Annotated in this window: 24 protein-coding genes and 1 pseudogene; 12 read left to right on the top strand and 13 right to left on the bottom strand. The window is 72.4% G+C overall.

Annotated elements, in window-relative coordinates; all coding sequences use genetic code 11:
- Positions 1-3: 3 nt before the first annotated feature.
- The gene (gene tap / locus Saso_RS37195) at positions 4-2097 is read right to left on the bottom strand and encodes a telomere-associated protein Tap (RefSeq protein ID WP_189927191.1); all 2094 of its coding nucleotides are present in this window, start codon (positions 2095-2097) and stop codon (positions 4-6) included.
- Positions 2098-2327: 230 nt separating this feature from the next.
- Between tap and Saso_RS37190 the strand changes: the two genes are divergently transcribed.
- Positions 2328-2585: a hypothetical protein gene (locus Saso_RS37190; RefSeq protein WP_189927190.1), complete on the top strand. Its 258-nt coding sequence runs from the start codon at positions 2328-2330 to the stop codon at positions 2583-2585.
- A gap of 8 nt (positions 2586-2593) precedes the next feature.
- Positions 2594-2962, top strand: a complete 369-nt coding sequence (locus tag Saso_RS37185; RefSeq protein WP_189927189.1) for a PIN domain-containing protein — start codon at positions 2594-2596, stop codon at positions 2960-2962.
- Here the strand turns inward: Saso_RS37185 and Saso_RS37180 are convergent.
- The 4 genes from Saso_RS37180 to Saso_RS37165 all read right to left on the bottom strand — a co-directional run bounded on the left by Saso_RS37180 (position 2952) and on the right by Saso_RS37165 (position 5616).
- A complete protein-coding gene (locus Saso_RS37180; protein WP_189927188.1) occupies positions 2952-4070 on the bottom strand; it encodes a serine hydrolase domain-containing protein in 1119 nt (372 codons plus the stop codon). The genes Saso_RS37185 and Saso_RS37180 overlap by 11 nt on opposite strands.
- A 2-nt stretch (positions 4071-4072) precedes the next feature.
- Positions 4073-4594, bottom strand: a complete 522-nt coding sequence (locus Saso_RS37175; protein WP_189927187.1) for a pyridoxamine 5'-phosphate oxidase family protein — start codon at positions 4592-4594, stop codon at positions 4073-4075.
- Positions 4595-4690: 96 nt separating this feature from the next.
- A complete protein-coding gene (locus Saso_RS37170) occupies positions 4691-5020 on the bottom strand; it encodes a rhodanese-like domain-containing protein (protein ID WP_189927186.1) in 330 nt (109 codons plus the stop codon).
- A gap of 176 nt (positions 5021-5196) precedes the next feature.
- Positions 5197-5616, bottom strand: coding sequence for a MarR family winged helix-turn-helix transcriptional regulator (locus Saso_RS37165; RefSeq protein ID WP_189927185.1), 420 nt, complete (start codon positions 5614-5616; stop codon positions 5197-5199).
- A gap of 164 nt (positions 5617-5780) precedes the next feature.
- Here Saso_RS37165 and rpmG point away from each other — a divergent pair, with 164 nt between their 5' ends.
- The 4 genes from rpmG (at position 5781) to Saso_RS37145 (ending at position 6976) form a co-directional block, all read left to right on the top strand.
- Positions 5781-5945 (top strand): 50S ribosomal protein L33, encoded by a 165-nt coding sequence (gene rpmG / locus Saso_RS37160; RefSeq protein ID WP_189927184.1) that lies wholly within the window; start codon positions 5781-5783, stop codon positions 5943-5945.
- 44 nt (positions 5946-5989) lie between these two features.
- Positions 5990-6250, top strand: coding sequence for a type B 50S ribosomal protein L31 (locus Saso_RS37155; protein WP_189927183.1), 261 nt, complete (start codon positions 5990-5992; stop codon positions 6248-6250).
- 56 nt (positions 6251-6306) lie between these two features.
- A complete protein-coding gene (gene ykgO, locus Saso_RS37150) occupies positions 6307-6429 on the top strand; it encodes a type B 50S ribosomal protein L36 (protein ID WP_189927182.1) in 123 nt (40 codons plus the stop codon).
- Between the two features lie 328 nt (positions 6430-6757).
- Positions 6758-6976 carry a hypothetical protein gene (locus tag Saso_RS37145; protein WP_229901510.1) on the top strand — a complete coding sequence of 73 codons (219 nt, stop codon included), beginning with the start codon at positions 6758-6760 and terminating at the stop codon, positions 6974-6976.
- A gap of 117 nt (positions 6977-7093) precedes the next feature.
- Here Saso_RS37145 and Saso_RS37140 read toward each other — a convergent pair whose 3' ends face one another.
- The 4 genes from Saso_RS37140 to Saso_RS37125 all read right to left on the bottom strand — a co-directional run bounded on the left by Saso_RS37140 (position 7094) and on the right by Saso_RS37125 (position 10658).
- The gene (locus Saso_RS37140; RefSeq protein WP_189927181.1) at positions 7094-7573 is read right to left on the bottom strand and encodes a MarR family winged helix-turn-helix transcriptional regulator; all 480 of its coding nucleotides are present in this window, start codon (positions 7571-7573) and stop codon (positions 7094-7096) included.
- A 37-nt stretch (positions 7574-7610) separates the two neighbouring features.
- The gene (locus Saso_RS37135; RefSeq protein ID WP_189927180.1) at positions 7611-8525 is read right to left on the bottom strand and encodes an NADP-dependent oxidoreductase; all 915 of its coding nucleotides are present in this window, start codon (positions 8523-8525) and stop codon (positions 7611-7613) included.
- Positions 8526-8837: 312 nt separating this feature from the next.
- On the bottom strand, positions 8838-10043 hold the full coding sequence (locus tag Saso_RS37130) for an FAD-dependent oxidoreductase (RefSeq protein WP_189927179.1): 1206 nt from the start codon (positions 10041-10043) through the stop codon (positions 8838-8840).
- A gap of 204 nt (positions 10044-10247) precedes the next feature.
- On the bottom strand, positions 10248-10658 hold the full coding sequence (locus tag Saso_RS37125; protein ID WP_189927178.1) for a hypothetical protein: 411 nt from the start codon (positions 10656-10658) through the stop codon (positions 10248-10250).
- 177 nt (positions 10659-10835) lie between these two features.
- Here Saso_RS37125 and Saso_RS37120 point away from each other — a divergent pair, with 177 nt between their 5' ends.
- Positions 10836-11237, top strand: coding sequence for a hypothetical protein (locus Saso_RS37120; protein WP_229901509.1), 402 nt, complete (start codon positions 10836-10838; stop codon positions 11235-11237).
- 97 nt (positions 11238-11334) lie between these two features.
- On the opposite strand, the gene Saso_RS37115 is transcribed toward Saso_RS37120, so the two are convergent.
- Positions 11335-11775 (bottom strand): hypothetical protein, encoded by a 441-nt coding sequence (locus tag Saso_RS37115; RefSeq protein ID WP_189927177.1) that lies wholly within the window; start codon positions 11773-11775, stop codon positions 11335-11337.
- A gap of 237 nt (positions 11776-12012) precedes the next feature.
- Here Saso_RS37115 and Saso_RS38625 point away from each other — a divergent pair.
- A pseudogene (locus tag Saso_RS38625) lies at positions 12013-12149 on the top strand (FAD-dependent monooxygenase); the annotation flags it as partial.
- Between the two features lie 219 nt (positions 12150-12368).
- On the opposite strand, the gene Saso_RS37100 reads toward Saso_RS38625, so the two are convergent.
- On the bottom strand, positions 12369-13154 hold the full coding sequence (locus Saso_RS37100) for a hypothetical protein (protein WP_189927176.1): 786 nt from the start codon (positions 13152-13154) through the stop codon (positions 12369-12371).
- Positions 13155-13280: 126 nt separating this feature from the next.
- On the opposite strand from Saso_RS37100, the gene Saso_RS37095 reads away from it, so the two are divergent.
- A complete protein-coding gene (locus Saso_RS37095) occupies positions 13281-14003 on the top strand; it encodes a DUF4241 domain-containing protein (RefSeq protein ID WP_189927175.1) in 723 nt (240 codons plus the stop codon).
- Between the two features lie 39 nt (positions 14004-14042).
- Here the strand turns inward: Saso_RS37095 and Saso_RS37090 are convergent, their stop codons facing one another.
- Positions 14043-14981 carry a MerR family transcriptional regulator gene (locus Saso_RS37090; protein WP_189927174.1) on the bottom strand — a complete coding sequence of 313 codons (939 nt, stop codon included), beginning with the start codon at positions 14979-14981 and terminating at the stop codon, positions 14043-14045.
- 256 nt (positions 14982-15237) lie between these two features.
- Here Saso_RS37090 and Saso_RS37085 point away from each other — a divergent pair, with 256 nt between their 5' ends.
- The gene (locus Saso_RS37085) at positions 15238-16893 is read left to right on the top strand and encodes a carboxylesterase/lipase family protein (RefSeq protein WP_229901508.1); all 1656 of its coding nucleotides are present in this window, start codon (positions 15238-15240) and stop codon (positions 16891-16893) included.
- A gap of 105 nt (positions 16894-16998) precedes the next feature.
- Here Saso_RS37085 and Saso_RS37080 read toward each other — a convergent pair whose 3' ends face one another.
- Entirely contained in the window at positions 16999-18792 is a 1794-nt protein-coding gene (locus Saso_RS37080; protein ID WP_189927315.1) for a S8 family peptidase, read from the bottom strand.
- A 456-nt stretch (positions 18793-19248) separates the two neighbouring features.
- Here Saso_RS37080 and Saso_RS38865 point away from each other — a divergent pair, with 456 nt between their 5' ends.
- Both Saso_RS38865 and Saso_RS37070 read left to right on the top strand, forming a co-directional pair.
- Positions 19249-21795: a lactonase family protein gene (locus Saso_RS38865; RefSeq protein WP_189927172.1), complete on the top strand. Its 2547-nt coding sequence runs from the start codon at positions 19249-19251 to the stop codon at positions 21793-21795.
- A 185-nt stretch (positions 21796-21980) separates the two neighbouring features.
- Positions 21981-22934, top strand: coding sequence for a hypothetical protein (locus Saso_RS37070; RefSeq protein WP_189927171.1), 954 nt, complete (start codon positions 21981-21983; stop codon positions 22932-22934).
- Positions 22935-23029 lie beyond the last annotated feature (95 nt).

Raw genomic sequence — 23029 nt, 5'->3', positions numbered from 1 at the left:
GGGTCATTCTCCTTCGTCGAGGGCGGCGTCGTGGCCGTCGCCCTTGATGTGGCGGGCGGGGTTGGCGCCCTCCTCCATCAGGTCCACCGCCCACGCCATGCTCTGCACGCCCTCGACCTTGCACAGCCCGGGGGTGACGCCGATGCGGAAGACGCCGGGCAGGGGCTTGCCGGAGGTGCTGTAGGGCAGGAAGTCCAGCGGCGAGCGGCCGGGGGAGGGGTAGACGACGCAGTCGGAGAGCACGGCGAGCGGGAACAGGCCCGTCGCGGCCGCCATGTTGGCCATCTTGCGGTGCATGGTGACGCGCGCCTTGGCGATGACCGCGGCCCGGATGTCGGGCCGCCACGTCGGCCGCTCGAGCGCCGGCCACCGCTCGCCGTCGCGGTAGTGACGCCCCTGCGGCCGCTCGCGCAGCTTGCCCACCCCGCCCTTCACGGTCGCCTTCACCGCGGCGAGGACGGCCGCCATCGCCGGATCGGTGTCCTTGTGGTGTTCCATCGCCGCGAGGAGCGCCGTGTCGTCCAGGCCTGCGGTGACGCCGAGGTCGGCCATGGTGTCGACGTAGGCGGTCCTGAGCCGGTCGTGCCACGGGTCGAGGTACGCGCCCGTGGCCCGCCGCAGGTAGGCCTGCGACGGCGTCACGTTCCAGCCGAGTTCCTGCGCGTAGGCGACGGTGCGGGTCTCGTACCAGGCGGGCCCCGACGGCCGTACGCCGCTCGGCGTGAACGGCGACGGCAGGCGCGGGTCGACGTCCACATGGCTCAGGTCGACGAGCCAGCAGCCGGGGATCTTCGGGTCGAACACCGGGCGGACGACGTGCTCGGGGGCGGACAGCCCGACGGTGAGGCGGGAGGCCGCCGCCAGGAAGGCGGTGTTGACGTCCAGGCCGACCGCCCACGGCAGCGAGGCCTCCTCCCCGGTGAGCAGATCGACGTCACGCACCCACTGGTAGGCCTCCTCGTCCAGGAACCCGCCCTCCCAGTCCCGCGCGACGGGATGCTCGGCCGGCGCCTCCGGCGGTGCCGGGTCCACGGCAGCGGTGCCGAGCGAGCCGGGGTTGTAGCCGGACACCCACCCGCCCGTGGCGGCGTCACGCACGGCCCGGGTCGGCGGGCGCAGGGCGGTCATCAGTTCCAGCCCGGACACCGCGGTCGACCCGCGCGGGGTGAGGACCCGCTGCGCGTACACCCCGAGCACACGGGCGAGTTCGGCCGGCCCCATCCCCTCCACACCGGGCCAGGCCCGCGCGTCGAAGGCGTCCCACGGCACCACGGCCAGCTGCACGCACTGCCGCTCGCCGCGCTCGGCCGGGCGGTAGACGCGCGCCCACGGCCCGAACCCGCGCCGGGTCAGCTTCCACTTCGCCCGGGCGAGCTGCTTGAGGACCGGGTGGCCCTCCTCCAGGCGCAGTCCGCGCCGGTCCGCCAGCCGTTCGGGCAGCCCGAGCCGTACGGCGGCCTCGCGGGTGAGGACGACGAGGGGGTCGGCATCCTTGCCGTGCCGGTGCAGCCGTCCCGCCCCGAGCCCGGCCCCCCGCAGCGTCCACTCCACCAGCTCGGGCACGGTGGCGGCCGGGCAGTCCAGGACGATCCCGCCGACGCCGTGGGCGGTGCCGTCACCGTCCAGCACGACGAGCGGCCCGTGGGGGAAACGCGGATCGGCGACGGCCGGGGCGGCGGTCCGCGCTGCGGTCCGCGCAGGACGGCGCGCCGGGTCCCGGGTCGCGCTCGGTTCCGGGGATGCCGCTGGAGTCTTCGGGGCAGGTGCGGGGGCCTGGGCGGGCGAGATGTCCGCCACCGGCTCCGAAGCGGGGGAAGGGGCGGGCGCGGCAGAGGCGGCGGGAGTCGTCTTCGGGTACTTCGCCGCCCAACCCTCCAGCAGCCTCTGATATGCCTCCAGCCGCGGCGGCCGCGGCTCACTGCGCCCGTTCTCCCAGTTCTTCACCGTCTGAGGCGTCGTCTTCAGCACCTGCGCCAGCCGTGCCTGCGTGATGCCGGCCTCTTCCCGTAGCCGCGCCCGCTCTGCCGGGAGCGGCAGTTGTGGCTCCTCGTGCAGCAGCGCGTCCACCGACGCGAACAGCTCTTCCTGAGACGCCATGGGGGATCCACCTCCGCCACCACACTAGCAACGCTTAACCCCGGATATAGCCTCCCCGCTTAACCCGTGCGGGTGCATCGGCGAGGGCTCTCCCCGGGTCCGCCGGCGCCTTGCCGGTGATGCTGGACCCTCCGCGCATTTGGCGGCGGTCTGACGACCGGATCGCAACCGAGCCCCTAGCGGGTACGTACCCGTACCCGTACCCTTGGGGCATGGGAAGGAGCACGACCATGTCTGATGCCAATGTCCGTATCCCTGAGGAAGCCAAAGACCGCCTGGCCGCGATTGCCGCGGCCGAGGGCCTGTCGCTGCGTGCGTATCTCGCTCGTCTTGCCGAGACGATGCTGACCCCGTCGGAGAGGGCCGAGCGTGCGGAGAAGGCTCGGGCTGCGCTCAAGGACTGGAACGGCTACGCGCCGACTGCTGCCGAAGCGCGTGACCTGGACAGTGAACTGGACCGGCGTCTGGCCGAGGCGGCCGGCCAGTGAGCGATGCGATGCACATCGTCCTGGACGACACCGCGATGGCCGCAGCCGGGCAGGGCAACGTTCTTGCTTCCCGTCTGATCCACCGTGCACACGCCGAATCGGGCTGGTTCCTGTACGCCCCGGCGTGTGCGCTGGTGGAAGCCGACCGAGCCAGGCCCGGAACAGCCGAGCATCTTGCCTCTCTGCCGGGCATCACCGTCCTTGAACTGGACCTGGCTGCCGCACTGGCCGTCGCACGCCAGGAGACGTGGGCTGCCGCGCACTGCCAGCACGCGGCTCAGCCCACCCCCGATCGCCCGGACGGTGCGATCATCGCCACCACTGCCCCGCGGCGGTGGGCGGGGGAGCCGGTCCGGGTGCTGGACCTCACGCCCTGACCGCCCTGACGCAGGGCGCAGTGGTCCCGGCCGTGATCAGGTCGGCGAGTCGCTGTGCGGTGCGGAAGTGGGGGGTGAGGCGGGTCTTGGTCAGGGCGAAGGAGATGCCGGTGGCGGTGTCGGCGTAGACGTAGCTGCCGCCCCCGCCGATCCATCCGAACGTGGTGGGGGTGTCGTCCGGCTGGGTGCCGATGCGGCCGAGCGGCCAGCCCAGGGCCAGCCGTACGTGGTTGCCGAAGACCTGGTCGGTGCCCTCGAAGGCCGTCTTCGTCGCCTCGGCGAGGCGGTGCGGGCCGATGAGCCGGCCGTCGAGGAACGCGGCGTTCACGGCGGCGATCCCCCGGGCGGTGAAGGTGGCGACCGAGGGGATGTCCGCTCGCAGGATCTCCTCGCTGTTGCCCAGGGCCGCGCTCGGCCGCGCCTCCCAGGGCGCGAGGAGGCGGGGGCCGCCGGGACCGCCGGGCGGTGCGGGCGGGGGCGGTGCGGCGTCCTCGAGCCGTGCCAGGCGGGCCAGGTCGGCCGCGGGCACACCGAAGTACAGCTCGCCGTCGAGCCCCAGCGGCACGGTGAGCCGGTCGTGCAGGAGCTGCCGCATCGCTCTGCCGGTGGCCCGGCGGGCGATCTCGCCGACGAGGAAGCCGTAGGTGAACGCGTGGTATCCCGTCCGGGTCCCGGGGGCCCAGCGCGGTGCGGCGTCGGCGATCGCGTCGCAGACGCGTGACCGGTCCGCCAGGTCGGCAGCACCGATGCCCCGCGGCATCGCCGGCACGCCGGCCGAGTGCGTGAGCACGTGCCGCAGGGTCACCGCCGCCTTGCCGTGGGCGGCGAACCGCGGCCACAGGTCGGCCACGGGCGTGTCGTATCCGACGGCACCGTTCTCGACCAGCAGATGAGCGAGGACGGACGTGACGGCCTTGCCCGCGGAGAAGCTGAAGAAGGGGGTGTGCGGGGTCACCTCGCGCCCGGTCCGGCCGTCGGCGACACCGGCGACGGCGTCGACGACACGGACCCCGTGGTGGAACACGGCGACCTGTAGACCGCTCTCGGCGCCGGTGGCGACGAGTTCGTCCAGGACGCCTTGGACCTCGCGCTGCAATGCGGCGTTCATGGTCACCGGTCCGGCCAGGTGAAGCGGGTCTGGCCGGACGTCGGCAGCTTGCCGAAGGCGAAGGCGACGGCCGGCTCGACCCGGTAGAGCCCGACGTCACCCGCGACGACGGCCTCGCCCAGCCCGTACCAGGTGCCCTCGGGGCTGGTCAGGTGCGGGCCGTACTTGCGCTCGAGGTCCGCGACGGCCCGTTCCCGCGCGGAGCGCTCGCCCACCAGGGCGGCGACTCCCTCGATGACGACGTCCGTGCCGGTCAGGGCGTTGGTGCCGGTCGTCAGCACACAGTGGGGGTTGGCCCGGAGGTTGTGCGCCTTGCGCTCCCGGGCGCCGGTGGTGAAGCACATGCCGCCCAGGCTCCAGCCCGCCAGCACCGGCGTCACGTGCGGCCGCCCGTCGGGCCGCACCGTGGAGAGCCAGAACACCTCCGCCTCGCGAAGGAGCGCCAGCGCCGACGCCCACGGCGTCGCTCGCGCGTCCGGGGACGAGAACGGCCCCAGCACGGCCTCCGGTTCGCTGTCCGCCATGTCGTCTCCGCTCCGGCCGGCGTAGTGCGCCGTCCTTGGTGCCGTCCTGGATGAAGACCCCGATCGGCCGGAAAACTCATCGGCCCAGGAGCGGCTTCAGCTGGTGAGCGGTCCGCCGGCGGCGCGCCAGTCGACGAGGCCGCGGCTCATGTTGACCGCGTCGAAGCCGTGCTCCACCAGGAGGTTCGCCGCGCCGGCGGAGCGCAGGCCGCCGGTGCAGAAGGTGATGAGCAGACGGTCCTCGGGCAGCTCCAGGCAGCGTGCGGGCAGGACTTCGAGCGGCATGTGGACGGCGCCGGGGATGTGCACACGGTTCCACTCGAAGCCGCGGCGGACGTCCACGACGAGAGCGCCGTCCGCGACCAGGCGAACCGCCTCGGCCGCGCTGACGGCCGGGGCCCGGCGCAGGTAGTGACGGAAGCTCATGCGCCACGCACCTCCCCGCATGCGGCAGGTCCGACGACGCGCAGGACGCGGCGGACGGCACGGGCGGGGCGGATGCGGCGGACGCGGGGGGCGCCTGTCACGACACGGACGTACGGCAACAGGAATTCCATAACCTTCAGGCTAACTGAAGGTCGGGCTGAAGGTGAGTCCGGAGGTCAGGTGGTCCGCGCCGCCGCCCGTGCCGTCTGGGCGCGCAGCGCCTCGGTCAGTTCGGGGTGCCGGACGGCGAACTCCGCGTCCAGGCGGGCCACGACCTCGGCGGCGCGGGCCAGCAGGGCCTCGCCCTCCCGTGTGACCCGCAGGCTGGAGGCGGCTCCGGCGTGCGCGGTCCCGTCGTCGACGAGTTTGGCCGCCACGAAGGCGGCGACCGCGCTGTGCACGCTCTGCACGGTGATGCGGGAGCGCCGGGCCAGCTCGCTGAAGGAGATGCCGGGCGCCGCGCGGACGTGCCCCAGCAGGCCGTACTTGCGGGTGGTCAGCCCGAGCGGCTTCAGCCCCTCGGCGAGCGCGGCCTCCCACCCCCGGCCCACCGTGAGCAGGGCGACGGTGGGACTGAAGGGAGGCGGCTCGGACACAGGGGCAGCGTACCCACCGGGCGGCGCCCCGCCGCGCCGTCGTCGTCGCAGTCGCCGTCCTCGCGCTCCGGGAATGCGGTGGCCGGGGCGGGTGTTCTACCGCATGAACCTGACATGCTCCGGTCATTTCCGGAGGGTGCGGGTGGAAGGAGGACCAGGACCCCATGGCACGCAACAGCATGCGTCCCGTCGTCACCCTGAAGTCGACGGCCGGGACCGGCGTCACCTACGTGACCCGCAAGAACCGCAGCAACGACCCCGACCGGCTCGTGCTGCGCAAGTACGACCCGCTCGCCGGGAAGCACGTCGCCTTCCGCGAGGAACGCTGACCCACGCTCCCGACCCGGGCACACAGGCACAAGGAAGGAACACCATGAGGCCCCGCATCCATCCCGAATCCCGGCAGGTCGCCTTCCGTGACCGCGCCGCGAACGCCCTCTTCCTCACCCGCTCCACGGCGACCTCGGACCGGACGATCGAGTGGGAGGACGGCACCACCTACCCGCTGATCGACGTCGAGATCTCCTCGGCGAGTCACCCGTTCTACACGGGGACCTCGAGGGTCGTGGACACCGCCGGGCGGGTCGAACGGTTCGAGCGCCGCTACGGCCGCACGGCAACGGCCCGGTCCTGACCCGGTCCTGACCCGGGCCGGCCGCGGGCCGTCATCGCGGAAGAAGGGAGCAGACCATGAAGGTGCGTAAGTCACTGCGTGCGCTGAAGTCGAAACCGGGGGCCCAAGTGGTGCGCCGCCGGGGCGTGGTCTTCGTCGTCAACAAGAAGAACCCCCGCTTCAAGGCACGCCAGGGCTGACAGCACGCCCGCCGCGCGGTGCGGGAATGCCCACGCGGCGGGCTGTGTTGTGAACGGTGTGGTCGTGGAGGGGACAGTGTCCCCGGGCCTCACCTATTGCCTGCGGGGACGATCGTCCGGCTGAAGCCCCGCAGAGCCTTTCGCCGCGTAGGCGACCGCCCTCCACGACCACACCCCTTTTCTCCGCGGCCCCCGGCCGGCGGCCTCGCCGCCCCGGGGGCCGCCCCCGTTCCCGCCAGGCGCACGCACGGCCCGGCCGGCGTACCGCCACGCGCCCCGCGGGAGTGCCCTCCCCGCGAGCCCGATGGGGGCTACCATCGGCGTGCTTATGGCTGCCGGGACCGGGGAAGTGATGATCTCCATGACGAGCGCGACGCAGAACTACGGTCTCCTGTGGACCGACCCGGACGGCACTCCGCAGGCGTCCGCCGGCCGGTACGACAAGCGGTCCGCGAAGCACCGCCGTACCGAGCTGAAGGCCGTGGGCTGCACCCGCGTCGAGATCGTCCCGGTCAGGCCCGGCGAGGTTCCCGAGCCGGTCTCCTGAGCGGGACGGAACAGAGACGACGGACGGACGGGCGGGGCGGGAGGACCTCGGCGAGGACCTCGGCGGGAGGTTCGCGCGATGCTCGCCCTGCGGCGAGGGCCGGGGGACGGCTCGCCCCTACCCGGCGGGTGTCTGCCGGCTGTGGTCCCTGACCGACTTCTCGATGGTCCGCGCACACGTGGTGAACAGGTCGACCTGCTCAGGGGTCAGATCGCGTACGGAGATCCGCTCCAGGGTGCGCCACATGTCGGCGATGGGTTCGCGCAGGGCGCGGCCGGCGTCGGTGAGGCTGACCACCATGACCCGCCGGTCGTGGGCGGCGGGCTCGCGGGTGAGCAGCCCGGCCTCCTGCATGCGGCGCAGCGACTTGGAGACGGTGGAGTGGTCGAGGCCCGCACGCTCCAGCAGTTCTCCCTGGGTCTGGCCGTCACGGTCGAAGAGCTGCATCAGCAGCAGTTCCTGTCCCGGGTGCAGGTTCAGGGCGCGCAGCATGGCGGCGGCGTGACCGCGGTGGGCGCGGGCGAGCTGGAAGATGGCGTAGCTCAGGCGCCCGTCGCGTGCCGCGTCCGGCAGTTCCGATGCGGTGGGGTCGGACATGTTCTGCTCCCTGGCCTGAAGAGTTGCGGGCGACCGGTCAGCTGACGGTCAGGACGATCTTGCCGCGGTTGTGACCGGCGTCGCTGGCCTGCTGTGCCCTGGCGGCTTCCGCGAGCGGGTAGGCGGCGCTGATCGTGGTGACCAGTGTGCCGTCCGCGGCCTGCCGGGCCAGTTCCGCCAGCCGCTTCGCGGAGCGGCGCTGCGGGCCCTCGGCGAAGACGACGCCGAGTTCGCGGGCGCGGAAGTCGGCGGTGGTGACGATCCGGTCGGTGCCGCCGCGCAGCGTGATGGAGTCCTCCAGCGCGCCCTTGCCCGCGGCGTCGAAGACGGCGTCCACTCCGTCGGGGGCGAGTTCGCGGACCCGCCGGACCAGGTCGTCCCCGTAGACCAGCGCGGTCGCGCCGAGCGAGGTGACGTACTCCTGGTTGGCGGCTCCGGCCGTGCCGATGACGCGGGCGCCGCGTGCGACGGCGAGCTGGACGGCGATGGTGCCGAGCGCGCCGGACGCCCCGTGGATCAGCAGCGTCTCGCCGGCGGTGACGCCGAGCAGGTCCAGTACGCGTTCGGCGCCGTCGCTCGCCACGGGCAGGGCCGCGGCGTGCGTCCAGTCCAGGCCGGCCGGCTTGGGCGCGAGGACGGCCGCGGAGGCCAGGGCGTACTGGGCGTAAGAGCCGGTGTCCGACCAGCCGAGGACCTCGTCCCCTGCCTTGAGGTCGTCGACGCCCTCGCCGACGGCGTCGACCACACCGGCGATCTCCCCGCCGGGGACGGCGGGCAGCGTGGTGGGGAAGATGGCCTCCATGCCGCCGGAGCGGATCTTGCCGTCCACCGGGTTGACGCCGACGGCGTGTACCCGCACCCGCACCTGGCCGGCGCCGGGCTCGGGAACGTCGATCTCCGTCTCGTGCAGGACCTCGGTGCCGCCGAACGCGTCGAAAACGATGGCCTTCATCACGGTGCTCTCCTCGGGGAGGTGCCCTGCCGCCCACTTCTGTGGCCAGCCACATAAAAGTAGCACCGAATGTGTGGCTAGCCAAGTAATTGCTTCGGGGGATCCTGAGGCACGCGTGACGGCCCTGTTCTCGGCTTACGTCAACCGCTGCCGGCCCGGCGGCGCGCCACGACCCCTGCGCGCCTCTGCGGCGGGCGCGGAAGCCCGCGCGGCGCGGTCTCGTCCTGGCGGTCGATCCGGTGTTGCTTCGTCCGCCGAGAGCCGGCGGGCTCGGGTGGTGCGTCCATACGCACCACCCGAGCGGCGCGGTGACTATTCAGGCAGGGGGAGGTGCCCGATCACTTTCTGACCGACGAATGCGGACGTCCGCACCGCGTGGTAGGCGTAGTCACGCATGGTGTCCTCGTAGGTGCCGATGCCCTCGATGAGCGGTTTGTCGCCGTGGGCGACGGCGAGCAGTTGCTCGCCCAGGGTGTGCGCGTCGCGCAGCGCGGTGTTGGCTCCGATGCCCAGGGCGGGGCTCATGGCGTGGATCGCGTCGCCCATGACGGTCACGTGGGAGGGTTCCCAGGCGTCGACGGGCACGCAACTGCGGCACTTGAGGGCCTGCACGGTGGCGGTGTCCCACAGCCGGACCGTGTCGACCAGGGCGGGATGCCAGGTGGCGACGCGCTGTAGGGCATGCGCCTTGAGTTTGTCCGGGCCGGCGGTGAACAGCTCTTCGTCGGGGAGCATCTGGCCGGCGAGGGAGTTGAAGATGCTCAGCGCGTAGTCGGCGGTGGCCTCGCGCCGGAAGTCGGGCCCCTGCTCCGCGATCAGCGGCGAGGCGGGGTCGGTGCGCTCCAGCGGGCCAAGGGTCAGCCCGGTGAAGTCGGCGGCGTAGGCGAGCGAGAAGGCGTTGAACATCCGCTCCGGCAGCTTGGCCTTGGCCTCGTCGGTGAGGTGGATCTTCGCGGCGATGTGCCGCGAGCCGAGATCGGCGATCCGGACCTGGGGCAGGCGCTGGGCGCGTACGGAGGAGTTGATGCCGTCCGCGGCGATCAGCACGTCGGCCTCGACCGTGGCCCCGCCTTCCAGCAGCACGGTGATCGCCGAGTCGGGGTGGGTGCGGTAGCCGGTGACCCGGGAACCGAAGTGCACGGCCTTCTCCAGGCCGAGGCAGAGGATGCGGCGCAGGGTCGAGCGGCACACCACCAGGTGCTCGGGGATGTCGGTGGGCACCCCGGTGCCCTCGGTGGCCGACTTGTCCCGGCCAGGGCGGAGGTTGAACTGTTCGTCGAACAGCAGCATGTCGTCGCTCGGCATGCCGCAGGTCGCCAGGAACAGCTCCCACAGACGCGGCTCCAGCGCTGCGTGCAGCGCGGAGGTGCCGGTGGAATTGATGTGGATCCGGTACCCGGCCTCACGTGCCGCCACGTTGGCGTCGCGCTCGTGGACGGCCACGTCCAGGCCGTTCCGGTTCAGGTAGTGGGCCAGCGTCAGCCCGGCGAGTCCGCCGCCGGCGATGACGATACGCATTCCAGACACAGTACTCCCAGTGCAGATTTCTTCTCGTACTCGGAGCACACCAGGACTCCCCTGAAGGGGAGGACGTTGACGCAGTGGAGCGGAAAACCGTGCCTGCGGTCCGGACTACCAACCGGAAAGCAATTTTGTGTGCCTTGGAAGGCTACACCGAAATCCTGCCGTCAGCAGCGGATCATCCCTCTGATGTGCGGTTCTTCACTGATCTCGTTCTTCCGCAGCGACCGCCGGGAAAAGTGGCAAGTCCGGCCTTGACGAATTGATAAAAGTCTGGTCGGGGAGAAGATGATTTGACCGTCCCGGGAATTTCTGCTCGTACTCACCCGATTGTTGTCCTGCCGCACATCGGATGGAGTGGAAAGGGTCGCCCCGCCGGGATCCGAGCAGGAAAGGAAATCCGGCTGCCCCGGCGCTCTGCCCGCCGAACTCGTCGGACCCACCGAACAGGTCACCAGGTGTCACGCCGTGGCTGCGACTGTCTCCCCGTGCGAGGTGCGCGCGCCGGGCACCGTCGCTCGGAGGGATCTTCTGGTGCATCTCGACATCGGCGAGGTAGTCGCAGACGAACGAAGTACGTACCGCCCGGACCAGCTCTTCGATCGCTCGCACGTCGGGTGCTTGGGCCCGCCCCGGGTGAAGCGCCGCAGGACCTGCTCGGTCTCGGCGGTGCCCAGGCTCGCCCGTGCCGGGGGAGCGCGGGCGGATGGGATGATCCAGTTCTGTCCGGCACGCCTGGCGACGCACGCCTGACCGGACCGCACCGACGAGGAAGGTGAAGGGCCGATCATGCTGAACGTAGGTCAACGGGTGCGGCTGGCGGCGGACCTTCGGCTGGCCGGGTCGGTGACCCCGGCCGGGGAGCCTGCGGAGGAGGCGGAGGAGGCGGGTGCCTTCACCGGCTCGGTGGCCCTGGCGGCGGGCGTCGAAGGCACCGTCGAGCGGGTGCACGAGCATCGCCGCCGGCAGAGCCACGAGGTCGGCGAGTACCTGCGCCTGAAGTCGCTGCTCGACGACTTCGGCCACCAGATGCCCCCGGAGAGCAGAAGGCAACTGAAAGAGCAGGTGGAAGCCTTGGAGGAGCACTGGATCGCCCACCGGCTACGGATGCTCCGTGTCACGGTCCGCGTCCGCCTCGACAACGGATTCGTCCTGGACGACGTCCCCGAGGAGGCTTTCGCCTCCGCCTGATCGGACGTCAGACCTGCGCAGGGGACCGCGGCGCAACGCGCCGTGCGCCCCGGCCTCCGACCCGGCCGCCTCCGGCCGGGCCGTACGGTGAGCGCGGTCAGCGGCGGCCGGTCGCCAGGACCACGAGGAACTGACCGCCGCCCGGCTCGACGCCGGCGGTCACCGGCAGCCCCGGGGTCAGCCGGGAGAACCTGTCGACCAGCCAGTCCGCCGCGTCCTGCGCGTCCTGCCTGGTCGGACAGCGCCCCACCGTCTCGCGGCCCCCCTTGCGCTCCAGTCGCGCGGCGACGGCGAGCAGCGGCGCGGGTTCGACCACGTACAGCCGGTCCGGCCAGGCGATGACCACCTTGACCGCGCCCTTGCGGGAGTTGCAGCCGCGGTGCGCGAGCCGCTCGGCGACCTTGGCCTTGCGGTCCGCGGTCCGGCTGTCGACGCTCGGCCCCTGGAGATCGTTCACCGACTTGCCGGGGTCGACCGGCTCGTCGCACACCCAGCACCGCCAGCCGTCACGCTCGGCCACATCATCAAGAAGACTCACCCGAGCAACCTAGCCTGCCCGGGCGTCGCCTTGCCCGTCACCCCAGCGCCGAGACGCCGGCGAGGAAGATGTCGACCCCGACGAGGAACTGTTCGCGGTCGTCGTGCTCACCCAGCCGGGTCGCCGCCGCGTGCACGAACGGGTACCGGCCGGGGTCGATCTGCGCCCACTGCGCGGCGGCGTCCTCCAGGAAGGCCTCCCGGTCCGTGCCGTCGCCGTCGTCCGCGTGCAGCCGTGGGACTGCTGGCCCACCGGGAGGCGGCGGAACCCTGCACACCTACGCGCAACTGAGCAAGCCCCAGAACTGGTTCGCAGGCCTGGACACCACCGACCCCGCAGCCCTCACCGCACGGGTGGCGAAGGAGTTCGACGGCCCTCGCCGCGAACGAAGAGGCCATGTACGCCCGCGCCGCCACCGTGGAGGCCGACGACGACGGCTTCTACCGGCTCATGATCGACGAACACGCACCGCACAGCGTGCTCGCCCTGATGACCGGCGCCGACCAGAACGCCTGACCCCACCTGATCCCCGCCCCGCACGCGAGTCCGCGCCGACGGCCGAGGGCGCAGACGGCGATACCGGTCGCCCCCGCTCAGTGACCCGGAGTGTCCGGTGCCGCCGCGCGTGCCTCGGTGAGGGCCCGCTGTCCGAGCCGGCCGCCGGACAACCGCACCCTGGCGGCGGCCAGGACGTCGTCCCTGCCGATGGTCCGCCCGTCCCCCCGGCGCGCGGGCCGGGCCCGGAAGGAGTCCTTGCGCAGCGGGGGAGAGGCCGGCTCGCCCGGCATCACCAGGGTGACCGCGCCGAAACGACCGGCCCCGCCCTCGCGCACGACCCCGGCCGCGTCCCGGGCGAGATCCGTCAGGAACACGCTCGCGATCCCGTCCAGGTCACGCACCATCGCCGGGACGGCCGTCACCCCCTGGCCGCGCAGCACCTTCCTGACCCCCGCCTCGAACCTGTGGGCACCCACCACAGCACCCACCTTGCGCGACCCGCCACGCCCGCGGGAAGGCACCACGACACCCCCGGCGTCGTACAGGACACCGGTCAGGCCCCGGAACGTCGGGCTGTGGTCGTACCACGTGCTCCCCACCTCGAGCTCGACGTCCCGGTCGATCGCCGAGAGAAGGTCCCCCGGAACCAGCCTCGTGCGGCCCTCCGCCGCCGCCACCCGCCGCGCGCCGTCGACGACCCCCGCCACCACGGTCCGCGTCACCGACGCGGCGGCCCACGCGGCCGAGCGGGAGACATGCATCGCGGTCACGTCCCTGAACACCGCTTTGACCAGAGAGGACTTGAACGGCGCATCGCAGACACCCATGGCCGGGGCGGCCCCCGGACCGCTGCGCTTCGAACGTACGGGCCGTGCGGTCATCGAAGGAAACGCTCCCTGTCCGTCGGAGTCATCGAAGGCCACCGGTGCCCCCGACGTGCCACGGGAGATGTCAGTGCCTGCTTCTAGGATCCCCCGCATACGCACCGGCCACGGAAGGTTCCTCGCATGCCCATCACCGCCCCCGACTACTCCCGGTACTTCACCGACGGGACCTCCTTCGCCTGCGGACGCGACATGACCGGGACGCTGTCCGCGGTGCGCGTGGGCGAACTCGCCCTGTCCACGGGCCAGGTGGTGGCGTGCGACCCGTTCGTGTACCTGGGCAGCGGGGACGTGGAGCCGTTCACCGTCGCGGTGGAGCCCGGCCGTTACGCCGTGGACGCCGCCGTCGCCACGCTGGTCCGGCCGGGCGCCGAGCCGGAGTCCCGCCCGCACACGCGCGTCGCGGCCGTCCGGCTGGTGATACGTGACGTGGAGGTGGCCGGCTGGGAGCTCGCGCTGCTGCCCGGGCAGGATCCGGCGGAACTGGGTGAGGAGGAGTACTTCGGCTACGGCGTCGACGCGGGGACCGGCTGTTTCTACGACGCCTCGGCCGAGAACGCCTTCCCGGGGACGCAGGAGGAGAAAGGGGCGGTGTGGGCGGCCATGGAGTCGGTCGGGCACGGACCCGACGTCTTCATGGCCCAGGGCGAGGACGGCCACAACCTCGCCGGATTCACGTCCGGTTGGGGCGACGGCTCCTACCCGACCTGGATCGGCCGCGCCGCCGACGGCAGCGTCGCCTGCTTCCTCACCGACTTCTTCGTCGTCCCCCACGAGAGCGAGAGCGAGAGCGAAACCGAGACCGGGGCCGGGGCCGGGGCTGAGACCGAGGTGCAGGCTCCGTAGCCCGCGAGGCCGGCGAAGGCCTGCACCGCGCGCGGCGGGTCAGCCCGAACTCCCCGAAGTCCCCTGTGCGTTGCCGCCGATCGAGATCGACAGTCCGTCGGTCAGCCAGCGGTGCGCCACGGTCATGTTCAGCACGCGCCCGCCCGTGGCGGTGCCGACCAGGGCCCAGTACCGCTCCAGCCGGGGGTCGAAGCCGGACGAGCGTGACACCAGCGCGTGCAGGCGGGCGCGGAAGGCGGGGGTGTCCGACTCCCGCCGGGCTCGCGCGTGGGCGGACACGAACGCGTCCACCGCATCCCCGGCGCCGGGCGCCAGCCCCTGGGCCAGGGCGGCGGACGTCAGGGCGGCGGCTTCGTCGATCTCCGCGTAGAAGGCCGGACCGTCCCGCATCTCCTGGTCGTGGTCCTGGGTCCAGCGGGTGAAACCGGGTGTGGCGATGAGCAGGTGCAACTCGGCGTAGGCCAGCGCCGCGGCGGGGGAGGGGTCCTGCGGCGGTGCGGGGGCCAGCATGGCGATCATGATGTCGAGCCGGCGCTCGGGCATGGCCGCGGACAGTTCGCGGTACCAGTGGTCGGTGAGCGTGCGATGCGCCTGGGGGAGCCGCTGCACGCGGGACAGCAGTTCCAGACGGCGCAGCCGTTCCTCGCCGGTGCAGTCGTCCAGGGACCTGAGGGTGGCCTCGCGCCACCGCAATGCGGTCAGCCGTTCCTGCACCGCTTCGAGTTCGGTGGCCACCAGGTCGGCGAGCGTGCACTCGCCCGTCACCACCTGCGTGATGGCCGCGATCGGGGTGTCCAGCGCCCGCAGGCGTCTGATGAGCCGGATCCGCTCCCACGCCTCGGGGCCGTAGCGCCGATGGCCGCCGGGGCTGCGGACGGCCACCGGCAGCAGACCGCTGTCGGAGTAGTAGCGGAGCGTCTTGACGGGGACCCCTGTTCCGGCCGCCAGTTCACCGATGCTCCACGTGTCGTGCGTCACAGTCCCTTGAACCTCCAGCGCGCGGGAGGTCCTAGCGTATTGATCACCGACGCCGCCGGGGCCGCACCGTCAACCGCGGCCCGGAGCCCGTTGCGCTCCGGCCGGACCGGCGCGGCCGCATACGGCCCGACAGCCTGGTGCGGCCTGCTGCGGCGTCGTCCCCTTGCCCTTCCCGACCCGAGAACGGTGGGTGCGTATGACCCCGACCCCGACCCTGACAGCACCGCGTCCATGCCGAAGAGCCGCACTGCGTGCGGTGCTGTTCCCCTTGCTGTGCGCGGCGGCACTCCTCTCGGTCCTCACCGTGCCCGCGGCCGGCTCGGGCCCCCGTTCCTCCGACTCCTCGGGGCACGGCGGTGCCGTCGTACGGACCGAACAGGGCCTGGTACGCGGTCTTTCCCACGGCTCGTACATCACCTTCGACGGCATCCCCTACGCCGCGCCGCCGACCGGAGTGCTGCGCTGGCGGGCCCCCGTACCGGCCGCCGCGTGGCGCGGTGTCCGCGATGCGAGGCGGCCGGCCGAACGCTGTGTGCAGATGCCGGCACCAGGTGCGGGCGCGGGCGCGGTCGTCGGCTCGGAGGACTGCCTCTACCTGAACGTCACGGTGCCGGCGACGAAGCCGGCCGGTAAGAAGCGGCCCGTGCTGGTGTGGGTGCACGGCGGCGCGTTCCTGGGCGGTTCCGGCAGCGACTACGGCGCTGAACGGCTCGCGGTCCGGGGGGACGCGGTCGTCGTCACGGTCAACTACCGGTTGGGGATCTTCGGTTACTTCGGCCACTCCGCCCTGGGCGCGGCCCCGCCCTTCGGGCTGGCGGACCAGCAGGCCGCCCTGCGCTGGGTGCGGGCGAACGCCGCGCGGTTCGGGGGCGATCCGGGCAGGGTCACGCTGTTCGGTGAATCCGCCGGCGCCCTCAGCATCTGCGCACACCTCACCTCGCCGACCGCCGCCGGACTCTTCCAGCGCGCCGTGCTCCAGAGCGGTTCCTGCCTCACGTCGTTCCCGCGCGGCGCACTCGGGCCCGCGACCCCGGCGTACGAGCCGTTCGCCGCACAGGCCGACGTCCGGACGGCCGGGGAACAAGCCGCCCGCCAACTGGGCTGCACGACCGGCGGGGGAGACGAGGTGCTGGCGTGCCTGCGCCGGCTGAGCACGGACCGGCTCGCCACCGCGCAGCTGATGCAGTCCTTCAACCGGCCCGCCTTCGGCAACGGGCTGCTTCCCGTCGCCCCCGGCCGGGCACTGGAGGCGGGACGCTTCCACCGCGTGCCGGTCGTGCTGGGCACCAACCACGACGAGATGCGGATGTTCGTCGGCCTCTCGCTCGCCGCGTTCCCCATCCGTACCGAGGCCGACTACCGCGCCCGTCTGGCGGACGCCTTCGGTCCCGCGGCCCCGGCCGTCGAGGCCCGGTATCCGGCGGCACACCACGCCTCTCCCGCGCTGGCCTGGGCGGCGGTGCTGACCGACCGTTCCTTCACGTGCACCACGCTGGCAGCCGGCCGGGCCATCGCCGCGCACGCTCCCGGCCTGCCCCTGTACGGCTACGAGTTCAGCGATCCGGACGCTCCCGTCCTCGCCGGTCTCCCGGCGGACCCGGGCTTTTCCTACGGTGCGGCGCACGGCTTCGAGATGCCGTTCCTGTTCCCCTCCGTCCCCACCGAGCGGCCGCTGACCGACGGCCAGCGTGCCCTGGCGGACCGGATGGCCGGCTACTGGACGGTCTTCGCGCGCACCGGCGACCCGAACACCTCCGGCACCCCCGACGCCCCGCGATGGCCCGCCCTGCGCCCGTCTTCGTCTCACACACCGACGGTGCTGTCGCTGGCCCCGGGGCCGGGCGGGATCCATCCGGTCGACGCGTATGCCGCACACGCCTGCCCGTTCTGGGACCGCCTGTCCTCCAGGTGACCCGTTCCCCTCAGGGCCGCGGCGCGCGCGACCGTGTCCGCGCCGACCGTACGGTCGGCGCGGACACGGGGCGTCAGAAGGCCAGGGCCTCAAAAGGCCAGGGCGTCAGAAGGTCAGGTTCCAGGCGTCGATCTTGCCCGTGTCGGAGGCGGCGTTGTCGTTGACGCGCAGCTTCCAGGTGCCGTTCGCGACCTCCGAGGAGGCGTTCACGGTGTAGGTCTGGGCGATGTTGTCGGCGCTGCCGCCGGTGCGGTTGTGCAGGGTGTAGACGGTGCCGTCCGGCGCCACCAGGTCGACCTTCAGGTCACCGATGTAGGTGTGCTTGATGTCCACCCCCACCTTGAGGGTGGCCGGGGCGTTGCCGCTCACGCCGGTGACGGCGATCGGGCTCTCCACGGTCGCGTTGTCGTTGACGGCGAAGTCCGTGAGGTTCTCGAAGTACGCGCCGGGCGGCGGGGTGGTCCCGACGGCCTTGAGGGCGTCGACCTGTCCTTCGCCGAAGAACGAGTTGTTCGCCGTCGTGCCCGTGCAGCGGCTGTCCGAGGGGCAGGCGATGTCGTTGGCCTGGGCGGCCAGTTTGGCGCGGATCTGCGCCGGGGTGATGCCCGGCTCGGCGCTCGCGATGAGCGCCGCCACGCCGACGACGTGCGGGGTGGCCATCGAGGTGCCGCTCTTGCTGCCGTAGCCGCCGCCGGGGACGGTGGAGTACACGTTGCTGCCCGGCGCCGCGACGTCGATGACGTTCTGCCCGTAGTTGGAGAACGAGGCCTTGGTGACGCCCGTGCCGTTGGCCGCGACCGTGACCACGCCCGGCAGTTCGGTCGGGATGTCGAGGCAGGCGTTGGTGATGGTGCGGGTGACCGGCGTCGAGTCGTTCGGGCTCGCGGAGTCGGTCGTCTTGTGGGCGAGGTCGTAGTTCTCGTTGCCGGCCGCGGCGATCTGGAGGGAGCCCTTGCTCTCGGCGTACTCCTGGGCGCGCTTGACGCCCTCGATGATGGCGGCCTGGTCGATGTTGTCGGGGCAGTTGAACTGCCACGGGTCCGTGTAATAGCTGTTGTTGGTGACCTTGAAGCCGTGGTCACCGGCCCAGACGAAGCCGCAGACGGTGTTCTCGGCGAAGAAGAAGGAGTTGCCCGGCTCGGCGACCCGGACCGCGGCGATCTTCACCCCGGGGGCCACGCCGACGACGCCCTTGCCGTTCTTGGCCGCGGCGACGGTGCCCGCCACGTGGGTGCCGTGCGTGTCGACGTCGCGCCAGGCGCCGGCCCGGGTGTCGGGCTTGCCGTAGGCGCAGGAGACCGAGTCGGCCGCGTCGAAGTTGGGCGCCAGGTCCTGGTGCCGGTCGTCCACACCGGTGTCCAGGATGCCGACCTTGACGGAGGCGGAGCCCGGGTTCACGGCCCAGGCCTGGTCGGCCTTGATCTGGCTCATGTCGGCCCGGACCGGTTCCCCGGCCGGGGTCGTGGCCTGGGCCGGATCGGCCGGGAGCGCCGGGTCGTAGGCGGCGGCCGGGACGTCCGAGGTGCGCGTGGCGCCGACCTGCTGCACGCCCGCGACGCCGCGCAGGGTGGCGGCGAAGGTGCTGGACGCCGAGTGGGCGACGATCACGCCGATGGCGTCGAAGGCCGAGAAGACGGTGCCGCCGTTGGCCACGATCGCGGAGCGGACCGCCGAGCTGTCACCGGGGGCGCTGATCACGAGGTAGGCGCGCGTGCCGGCCACCCAGGCGGCACTAGCGCTCGCGCTGCGGGCAGCCGGAGCGGCGGCCGTGACGGGGCTCTTGGCAGCCGGTGCGGGGGCCTTGGCGGCCGGCGCGGTGGAGGGGGTGACGGGGAGCGTGCCCGCGAGGGCGCCCGGGGCGCCGAACGCGAGGGCGGCGCCGAGCGTGGCCGCCAGCACCAGCGTGCGTCTGGGTCGGCCGGATATGGGGGGTGTCAATGCGTCCTCCGGAAACGGCCCCGCCGCGCTGAGAGCACCGGCGGGGCCGTACGAAACGAATGGTGGAAGCAAGATGTCAGGTGCATGCCTCTTTGCGGAAGTACCTTTCCACACAGGGACGTCACAGGGACATGGCCGAAAAGAGCCGCACCACCGGGCATCCGGGCCCCGAAACCCCCGGTAGGCCCGGCGCGGCCGACCACGCCACCGACACGCCCCGGACCAGTACCGGCACCCGGCGCCGTAACTCGCCCCGCGCGGACCCGCCCCGAACTCCCCGCCGACGCCGCCGATGTGACCGCACCCCACATCCCCGGCGCCTGCCGCCCGCCCACCCGCAGCGGGCCCCTCCTTCCGGGCCTGTCGTACCGGCGGGTTATCGTCCCGCTGCTTGTTCATTTTTCTCACAGGAGCCTCATGCGCCTCAGACAGGCCTCCCTGGTCACGACCTTCTCGCTCGTGGCCGGCCTGACCACCGTCACCCTCGTGCTGCCCGGCTCCGCGGCGTACGCCGACGACACGGCCGCGCTGCCGCTCACCGGCTACGCACACCTGGTGGCCGACACCGCCCACCAGCACGTCTTCATCAGCCAGGGCGCCGGCTCGACCGGCATCGTGGTGACCGATCTGTCCGGCACCCCGGTCACCACCGTCGCGGGGGAGCAGGGCGCCACCGGTCTGGCGCTGTCACCCGACGGCGGCACCCTGTACGCGGCGCTGGCGGACGGCGGAGCGATCGCCGCGATCGACACCACGACGCTCACCGAGACCGCCCGCTGGTCCACCGGCGCGGGCAGCTCCCCGGTCTCCGTCGCGGTGGCGGGCGGCCGCGTCTGGTACGGCTACACGGCCGGCGGCAAGGGCGGCATCGGCTCGCTCGACCCGTCCGCGCCCGCACCGGCGGCGACCCCGCAGCCCGCCCTGTCGCAGTGGACGACCGCCCCGCTGCTCGCCACGGGCGGCGACGTGCTCGCCGCCGAGGAACCGCAGGGCGGCCTCAGCCACGTGGCGACCTTCGCCGTCGCTTCGGGCACGGCGTCGGTCAAGGCGGACACCTGGGTCTACGGCGGCACGGCGACCGCACTCGCCGTCACCGGCGACGGCACACGCGTGCTGCTCGCCGCTCCGCAGCAGCTCGCCCTGCGGGCCTACCGCGCCACGGACCTCGCCGCCGCGGACCCGGGCGCCTACTTCACCGGCGGCTCCGGTTCCGCCCCCGGCTCGGTGGCCGTCGACACCGACGGCACCGTCGCCGTCGCCGGCACCTCCGGCATCTACCTCTACGCCGGCCCGAACACCCTCGCCGAGAACCACCTCACCCTGCCGTCCGGCACCGTCGCCCCCGACGGCCTGGAGTGGGGCGCCGACGGCACGACCCTCTACGCCGTCACCAAGGACTCCTCGGGCGCCTACAGCCTGAACGTGCTGGGCGCCCCGAAGCTGACGGACACCGAACTCACCCTGCGGCACCCGCAGTACGCGGTGCCGACCGAGCGGTACACGGTCGGCGGCTCGCTCAGCACCCGCGGCCTCCTGCCGGCCGGCGCCGCGCTGAAGGTCACCCGCGACGGCACCGCCCTGCCCGACACCACCCTCGGCGCGGACGGCACCTTCACGTTCACCGACCTCCGCCAGGACGAAGGCACCCCCGCCTACCAGGTGACCTACGCAGGCGACGCCACCCACCGCCCCGCGACGGCCTCACTGACCGTCAACGTGGCCAAACTGCCCACCAACGTCGTCGGCACCGACATCACCTCGGCCAGCCCCGGCTCGGTCGTCCTCACCGGCAGCCTCTCGGCCCAACTGGGCCTGGGCACCTTCCCGCAGGGCACCACCGTCCAGGTGGCCCGGCGCGACGAGGCCACCCAGCAGAGCGTGCCGCTGGGATCCGTCCCCGTGGACCCGGCCACCCTCCGCTTCACCGTCACCGACGCCCCCGGCAGCGCCGGCTCGTTCACCTATCTCCTCACCTACGCCGGGGACACCACCCACCAGCCGTCCGAGAGCGGCATGGGCATCATGGTCGCCCCCTACGCCCCGGCGCTGACACTGAGCGCCCCGGCGACCGCCGCCCGGGGAGCGGCCCTGTCCTTCAACGGCAAGCTCGGCGACGGCCCGTACGGCGCCGGCCGCACGGTCACCGTCTCCCGCAAGGACGCCGCCCACAGCACCCCGGTGACCTGGACCGCGCCGGTCGCCGCCGACGGCACCCTCACGGTGAAGGACACCCCCGACACCGGCGGCGCCACCACCTACACGGTCACCTACCCCGGCGACGCCTCCCACCGGGCGGCCACCGCCCTCGCCACCGTCCAGGTCTCCCGCGCGGCGAGTGCCCTGACCCTCACCAGCAGCGCCCCCTCGTACGCGTACGGCGCGACGGCCACTGTCACCGCCCACCTGGGCACCACCTACAACGGCCGCACGGTGTCCCTCTACGCCACCCCCTACGGCGGGACGAAGACCCTGCTCACCACGGGCACCGCGGACGCCAACGGCAACCTCAAGGTCACCTACAAGATCACCCGCAACACCACCTTCACCGCGTCCTTCGCGGGCGACTACCGCTACGCCCCCGCGACGGCCACCCGCGCCGTCAACGGCTACGTGAAGATCGCGACGGCGCTCTCCGGCTCCTACACGAGCACCACCTACAGCAAGATCACCTACCGCGTCTTCCACAAGACGGTGAAGCCCACGGTGACCGCGACCGTCACACCCGACAAGGCCGGCCAGTGCGAGCGCTTCCAGGTCCAGCGCTACTACAGCGCCGCCTGGCACACCCTCACCACATCCGGCTGCCACGCCCTGTCCTCCACGAGCAGCACGAAAGCGCAGCTCACCCTCACCAACGCCCTCAACCAAAAGTTCCGCGTCCGCTCCGAGTACGAACGCTCCACCAAGGACCTCACCAACGTGAGCACCTGGAGCGGCTGGCTCTACTTCACGGTACGCACCTGACCCCCGCGCCCTGACCGCAGCGCATCGGCCCGTCCCCGGCATCGCAGCCGCCGGGGACGGGCCTTCCCATGACGCCCCCGGTCGCCACCGGACCCTCGGCCTCCCCAGCCCTTCGGCCGCCCCCGGCTGTCAGTGCCACCGGTTAACCTGGCCCGCCCGTAACGACCGAGGGAGAGCCGGGCCAAGTGCTCACATCGCGTACGCCGGACCGATGGATCTTCAGCCAGGGCGACTTCACGTCACGCGCGGCGCTGCACGAGCGCTACGGCGGCTCACGGATGTCGGGAATCACTCCCACGACCAAGAGCACCCACGTCTTCCTGTTCGGCATGCAGCACGCACCCGGCAGCGGATGGCGGGACGACGGCTTCTACTACTACGCCGGCGCCTGCGGCCGCTCCGGTACTGCCAACTGGGAGTCCCACCCCGCGAACAAGGCGATCGAGACGGCCTGGAGCCGCGGCTGGCGCCTACAGATCCTCGAAGCCCCCGCCGTCCGCCGCGATCGGCTGTGGCGGTTCGTCGACTCCTTCATGCTGGAGGACATCGCCGGAGAACTCACCGTCGCCCACCACCCCGGCGGACCACCGGCCCGCTACCCGCTGTTCCGGCTGCGCAGCATCGACAGCGTCACCCACCGGCCGGGACAGCTCCTGCCACCCGGCGATCCCCGCTACGTGGACGTACGCCGCGTCGAGCGCTGCGACCTGCTGTGCCGCGAAGCCCGCGAGACCCCCCTGACCCGCGAACGGCCCGAGACCAGACTGTCCAAGGCCTTCGAACGCTACGTCATGAGCCAGGGCTACGCCGTCCACCGCCTCGGGATCCGGCACACCGCGGGCTGCTCCCCGATGCTCACCGACACCTGGATCGCCCACCTCGATCTGCTCATCGAGGCCAAGGCCGGCCCGAACCCCACCGACGACGTCCGCATGGCCATCGGACAGCTCGCCCACTACACCCGCCACACCCCCGGTGTCCTGCGCAAGGCGATCCTCCTGCCCGCCGAACCCGACCGAGAACTCATCGAACTCGTCCGTGACATGGGCGCCGACACCATCTGGCCGCACGGCGACACATGGTGCACCACGGGCCGGTGGAGCCACCTCATCGGCCTGACGAGGCACACTCCGCACTGACCGGCGGTCCGCCCTGCCACCAGCGGGTCGAAGCGTCAAACCCACGACGAGCGAACCGACAGGAGACCCTCCAGTACGCGCGAGCCACTGTCTGC

The sequence above is a fragment of the Streptomyces asoensis genome (assembly GCF_016860545.1).
Lineage (GTDB): Bacteria > Actinomycetota > Actinomycetes > Streptomycetales > Streptomycetaceae > Streptomyces > Streptomyces asoensis.
Note: the sequence above shows the minus strand (reverse complement) of the source record. Positions and strands in the feature narration are given on the sequence as shown.

What these genes read in the sequence shown, in the direction of transcription:
- tap (WP_189927191.1), bottom strand. Translation starts at nt 2,097, where the DNA reads ATGGCGTCTCAGGAAGAGCTGTTCGCGTCGGTGGACGCGCTGCTGCAC.
- Saso_RS37190 (WP_189927190.1), top strand. Translation starts at nt 2,328, where the DNA reads ATGTCTGATGCCAATGTCCGTATCCCTGAGGAAGCCAAAGACCGCCTG.
- Saso_RS37185 (WP_189927189.1), top strand. Translation starts at nt 2,594, where the DNA reads ATGCACATCGTCCTGGACGACACCGCGATGGCCGCAGCCGGGCAGGGC.
- Saso_RS37180 (WP_189927188.1), bottom strand. Translation starts at nt 4,070, where the DNA reads ATGAACGCCGCATTGCAGCGCGAGGTCCAAGGCGTCCTGGACGAACTC.
- Saso_RS37175 (WP_189927187.1), bottom strand. Translation starts at nt 4,594, where the DNA reads ATGGCGGACAGCGAACCGGAGGCCGTGCTGGGGCCGTTCTCGTCCCCG.
- Saso_RS37170 (WP_189927186.1), bottom strand. Translation starts at nt 5,020, where the DNA reads ATGAGCTTCCGTCACTACCTGCGCCGGGCCCCGGCCGTCAGCGCGGCC.
- rpmG (WP_189927184.1), top strand. Translation starts at nt 5,781, where the DNA reads ATGGCACGCAACAGCATGCGTCCCGTCGTCACCCTGAAGTCGACGGCC.
- Saso_RS37155 (WP_189927183.1), top strand. Translation starts at nt 5,990, where the DNA reads ATGAGGCCCCGCATCCATCCCGAATCCCGGCAGGTCGCCTTCCGTGAC.
- ykgO (WP_189927182.1), top strand. Translation starts at nt 6,307, where the DNA reads ATGAAGGTGCGTAAGTCACTGCGTGCGCTGAAGTCGAAACCGGGGGCC.
- Saso_RS37145 (WP_229901510.1), top strand. Translation starts at nt 6,758, where the DNA reads ATGGCTGCCGGGACCGGGGAAGTGATGATCTCCATGACGAGCGCGACG.
- Saso_RS37140 (WP_189927181.1), bottom strand. Translation starts at nt 7,573, where the DNA reads ATGTCCGACCCCACCGCATCGGAACTGCCGGACGCGGCACGCGACGGG.
- Saso_RS37135 (WP_189927180.1), bottom strand. Translation starts at nt 8,525, where the DNA reads ATGAAGGCCATCGTTTTCGACGCGTTCGGCGGCACCGAGGTCCTGCAC.
- Saso_RS37130 (WP_189927179.1), bottom strand. Translation starts at nt 10,043, where the DNA reads ATGCGTATCGTCATCGCCGGCGGCGGACTCGCCGGGCTGACGCTGGCC.
- Saso_RS37120 (WP_229901509.1), top strand. Translation starts at nt 10,836, where the DNA reads ATGCTGAACGTAGGTCAACGGGTGCGGCTGGCGGCGGACCTTCGGCTG.
- Saso_RS37100 (WP_189927176.1), bottom strand. Translation starts at nt 13,154, where the DNA reads ATGACCGCACGGCCCGTACGTTCGAAGCGCAGCGGTCCGGGGGCCGCC.
- Saso_RS37095 (WP_189927175.1), top strand. Translation starts at nt 13,281, where the DNA reads ATGCCCATCACCGCCCCCGACTACTCCCGGTACTTCACCGACGGGACC.
- Saso_RS38865 (WP_189927172.1), top strand. Translation starts at nt 19,249, where the DNA reads ATGCGCCTCAGACAGGCCTCCCTGGTCACGACCTTCTCGCTCGTGGCC.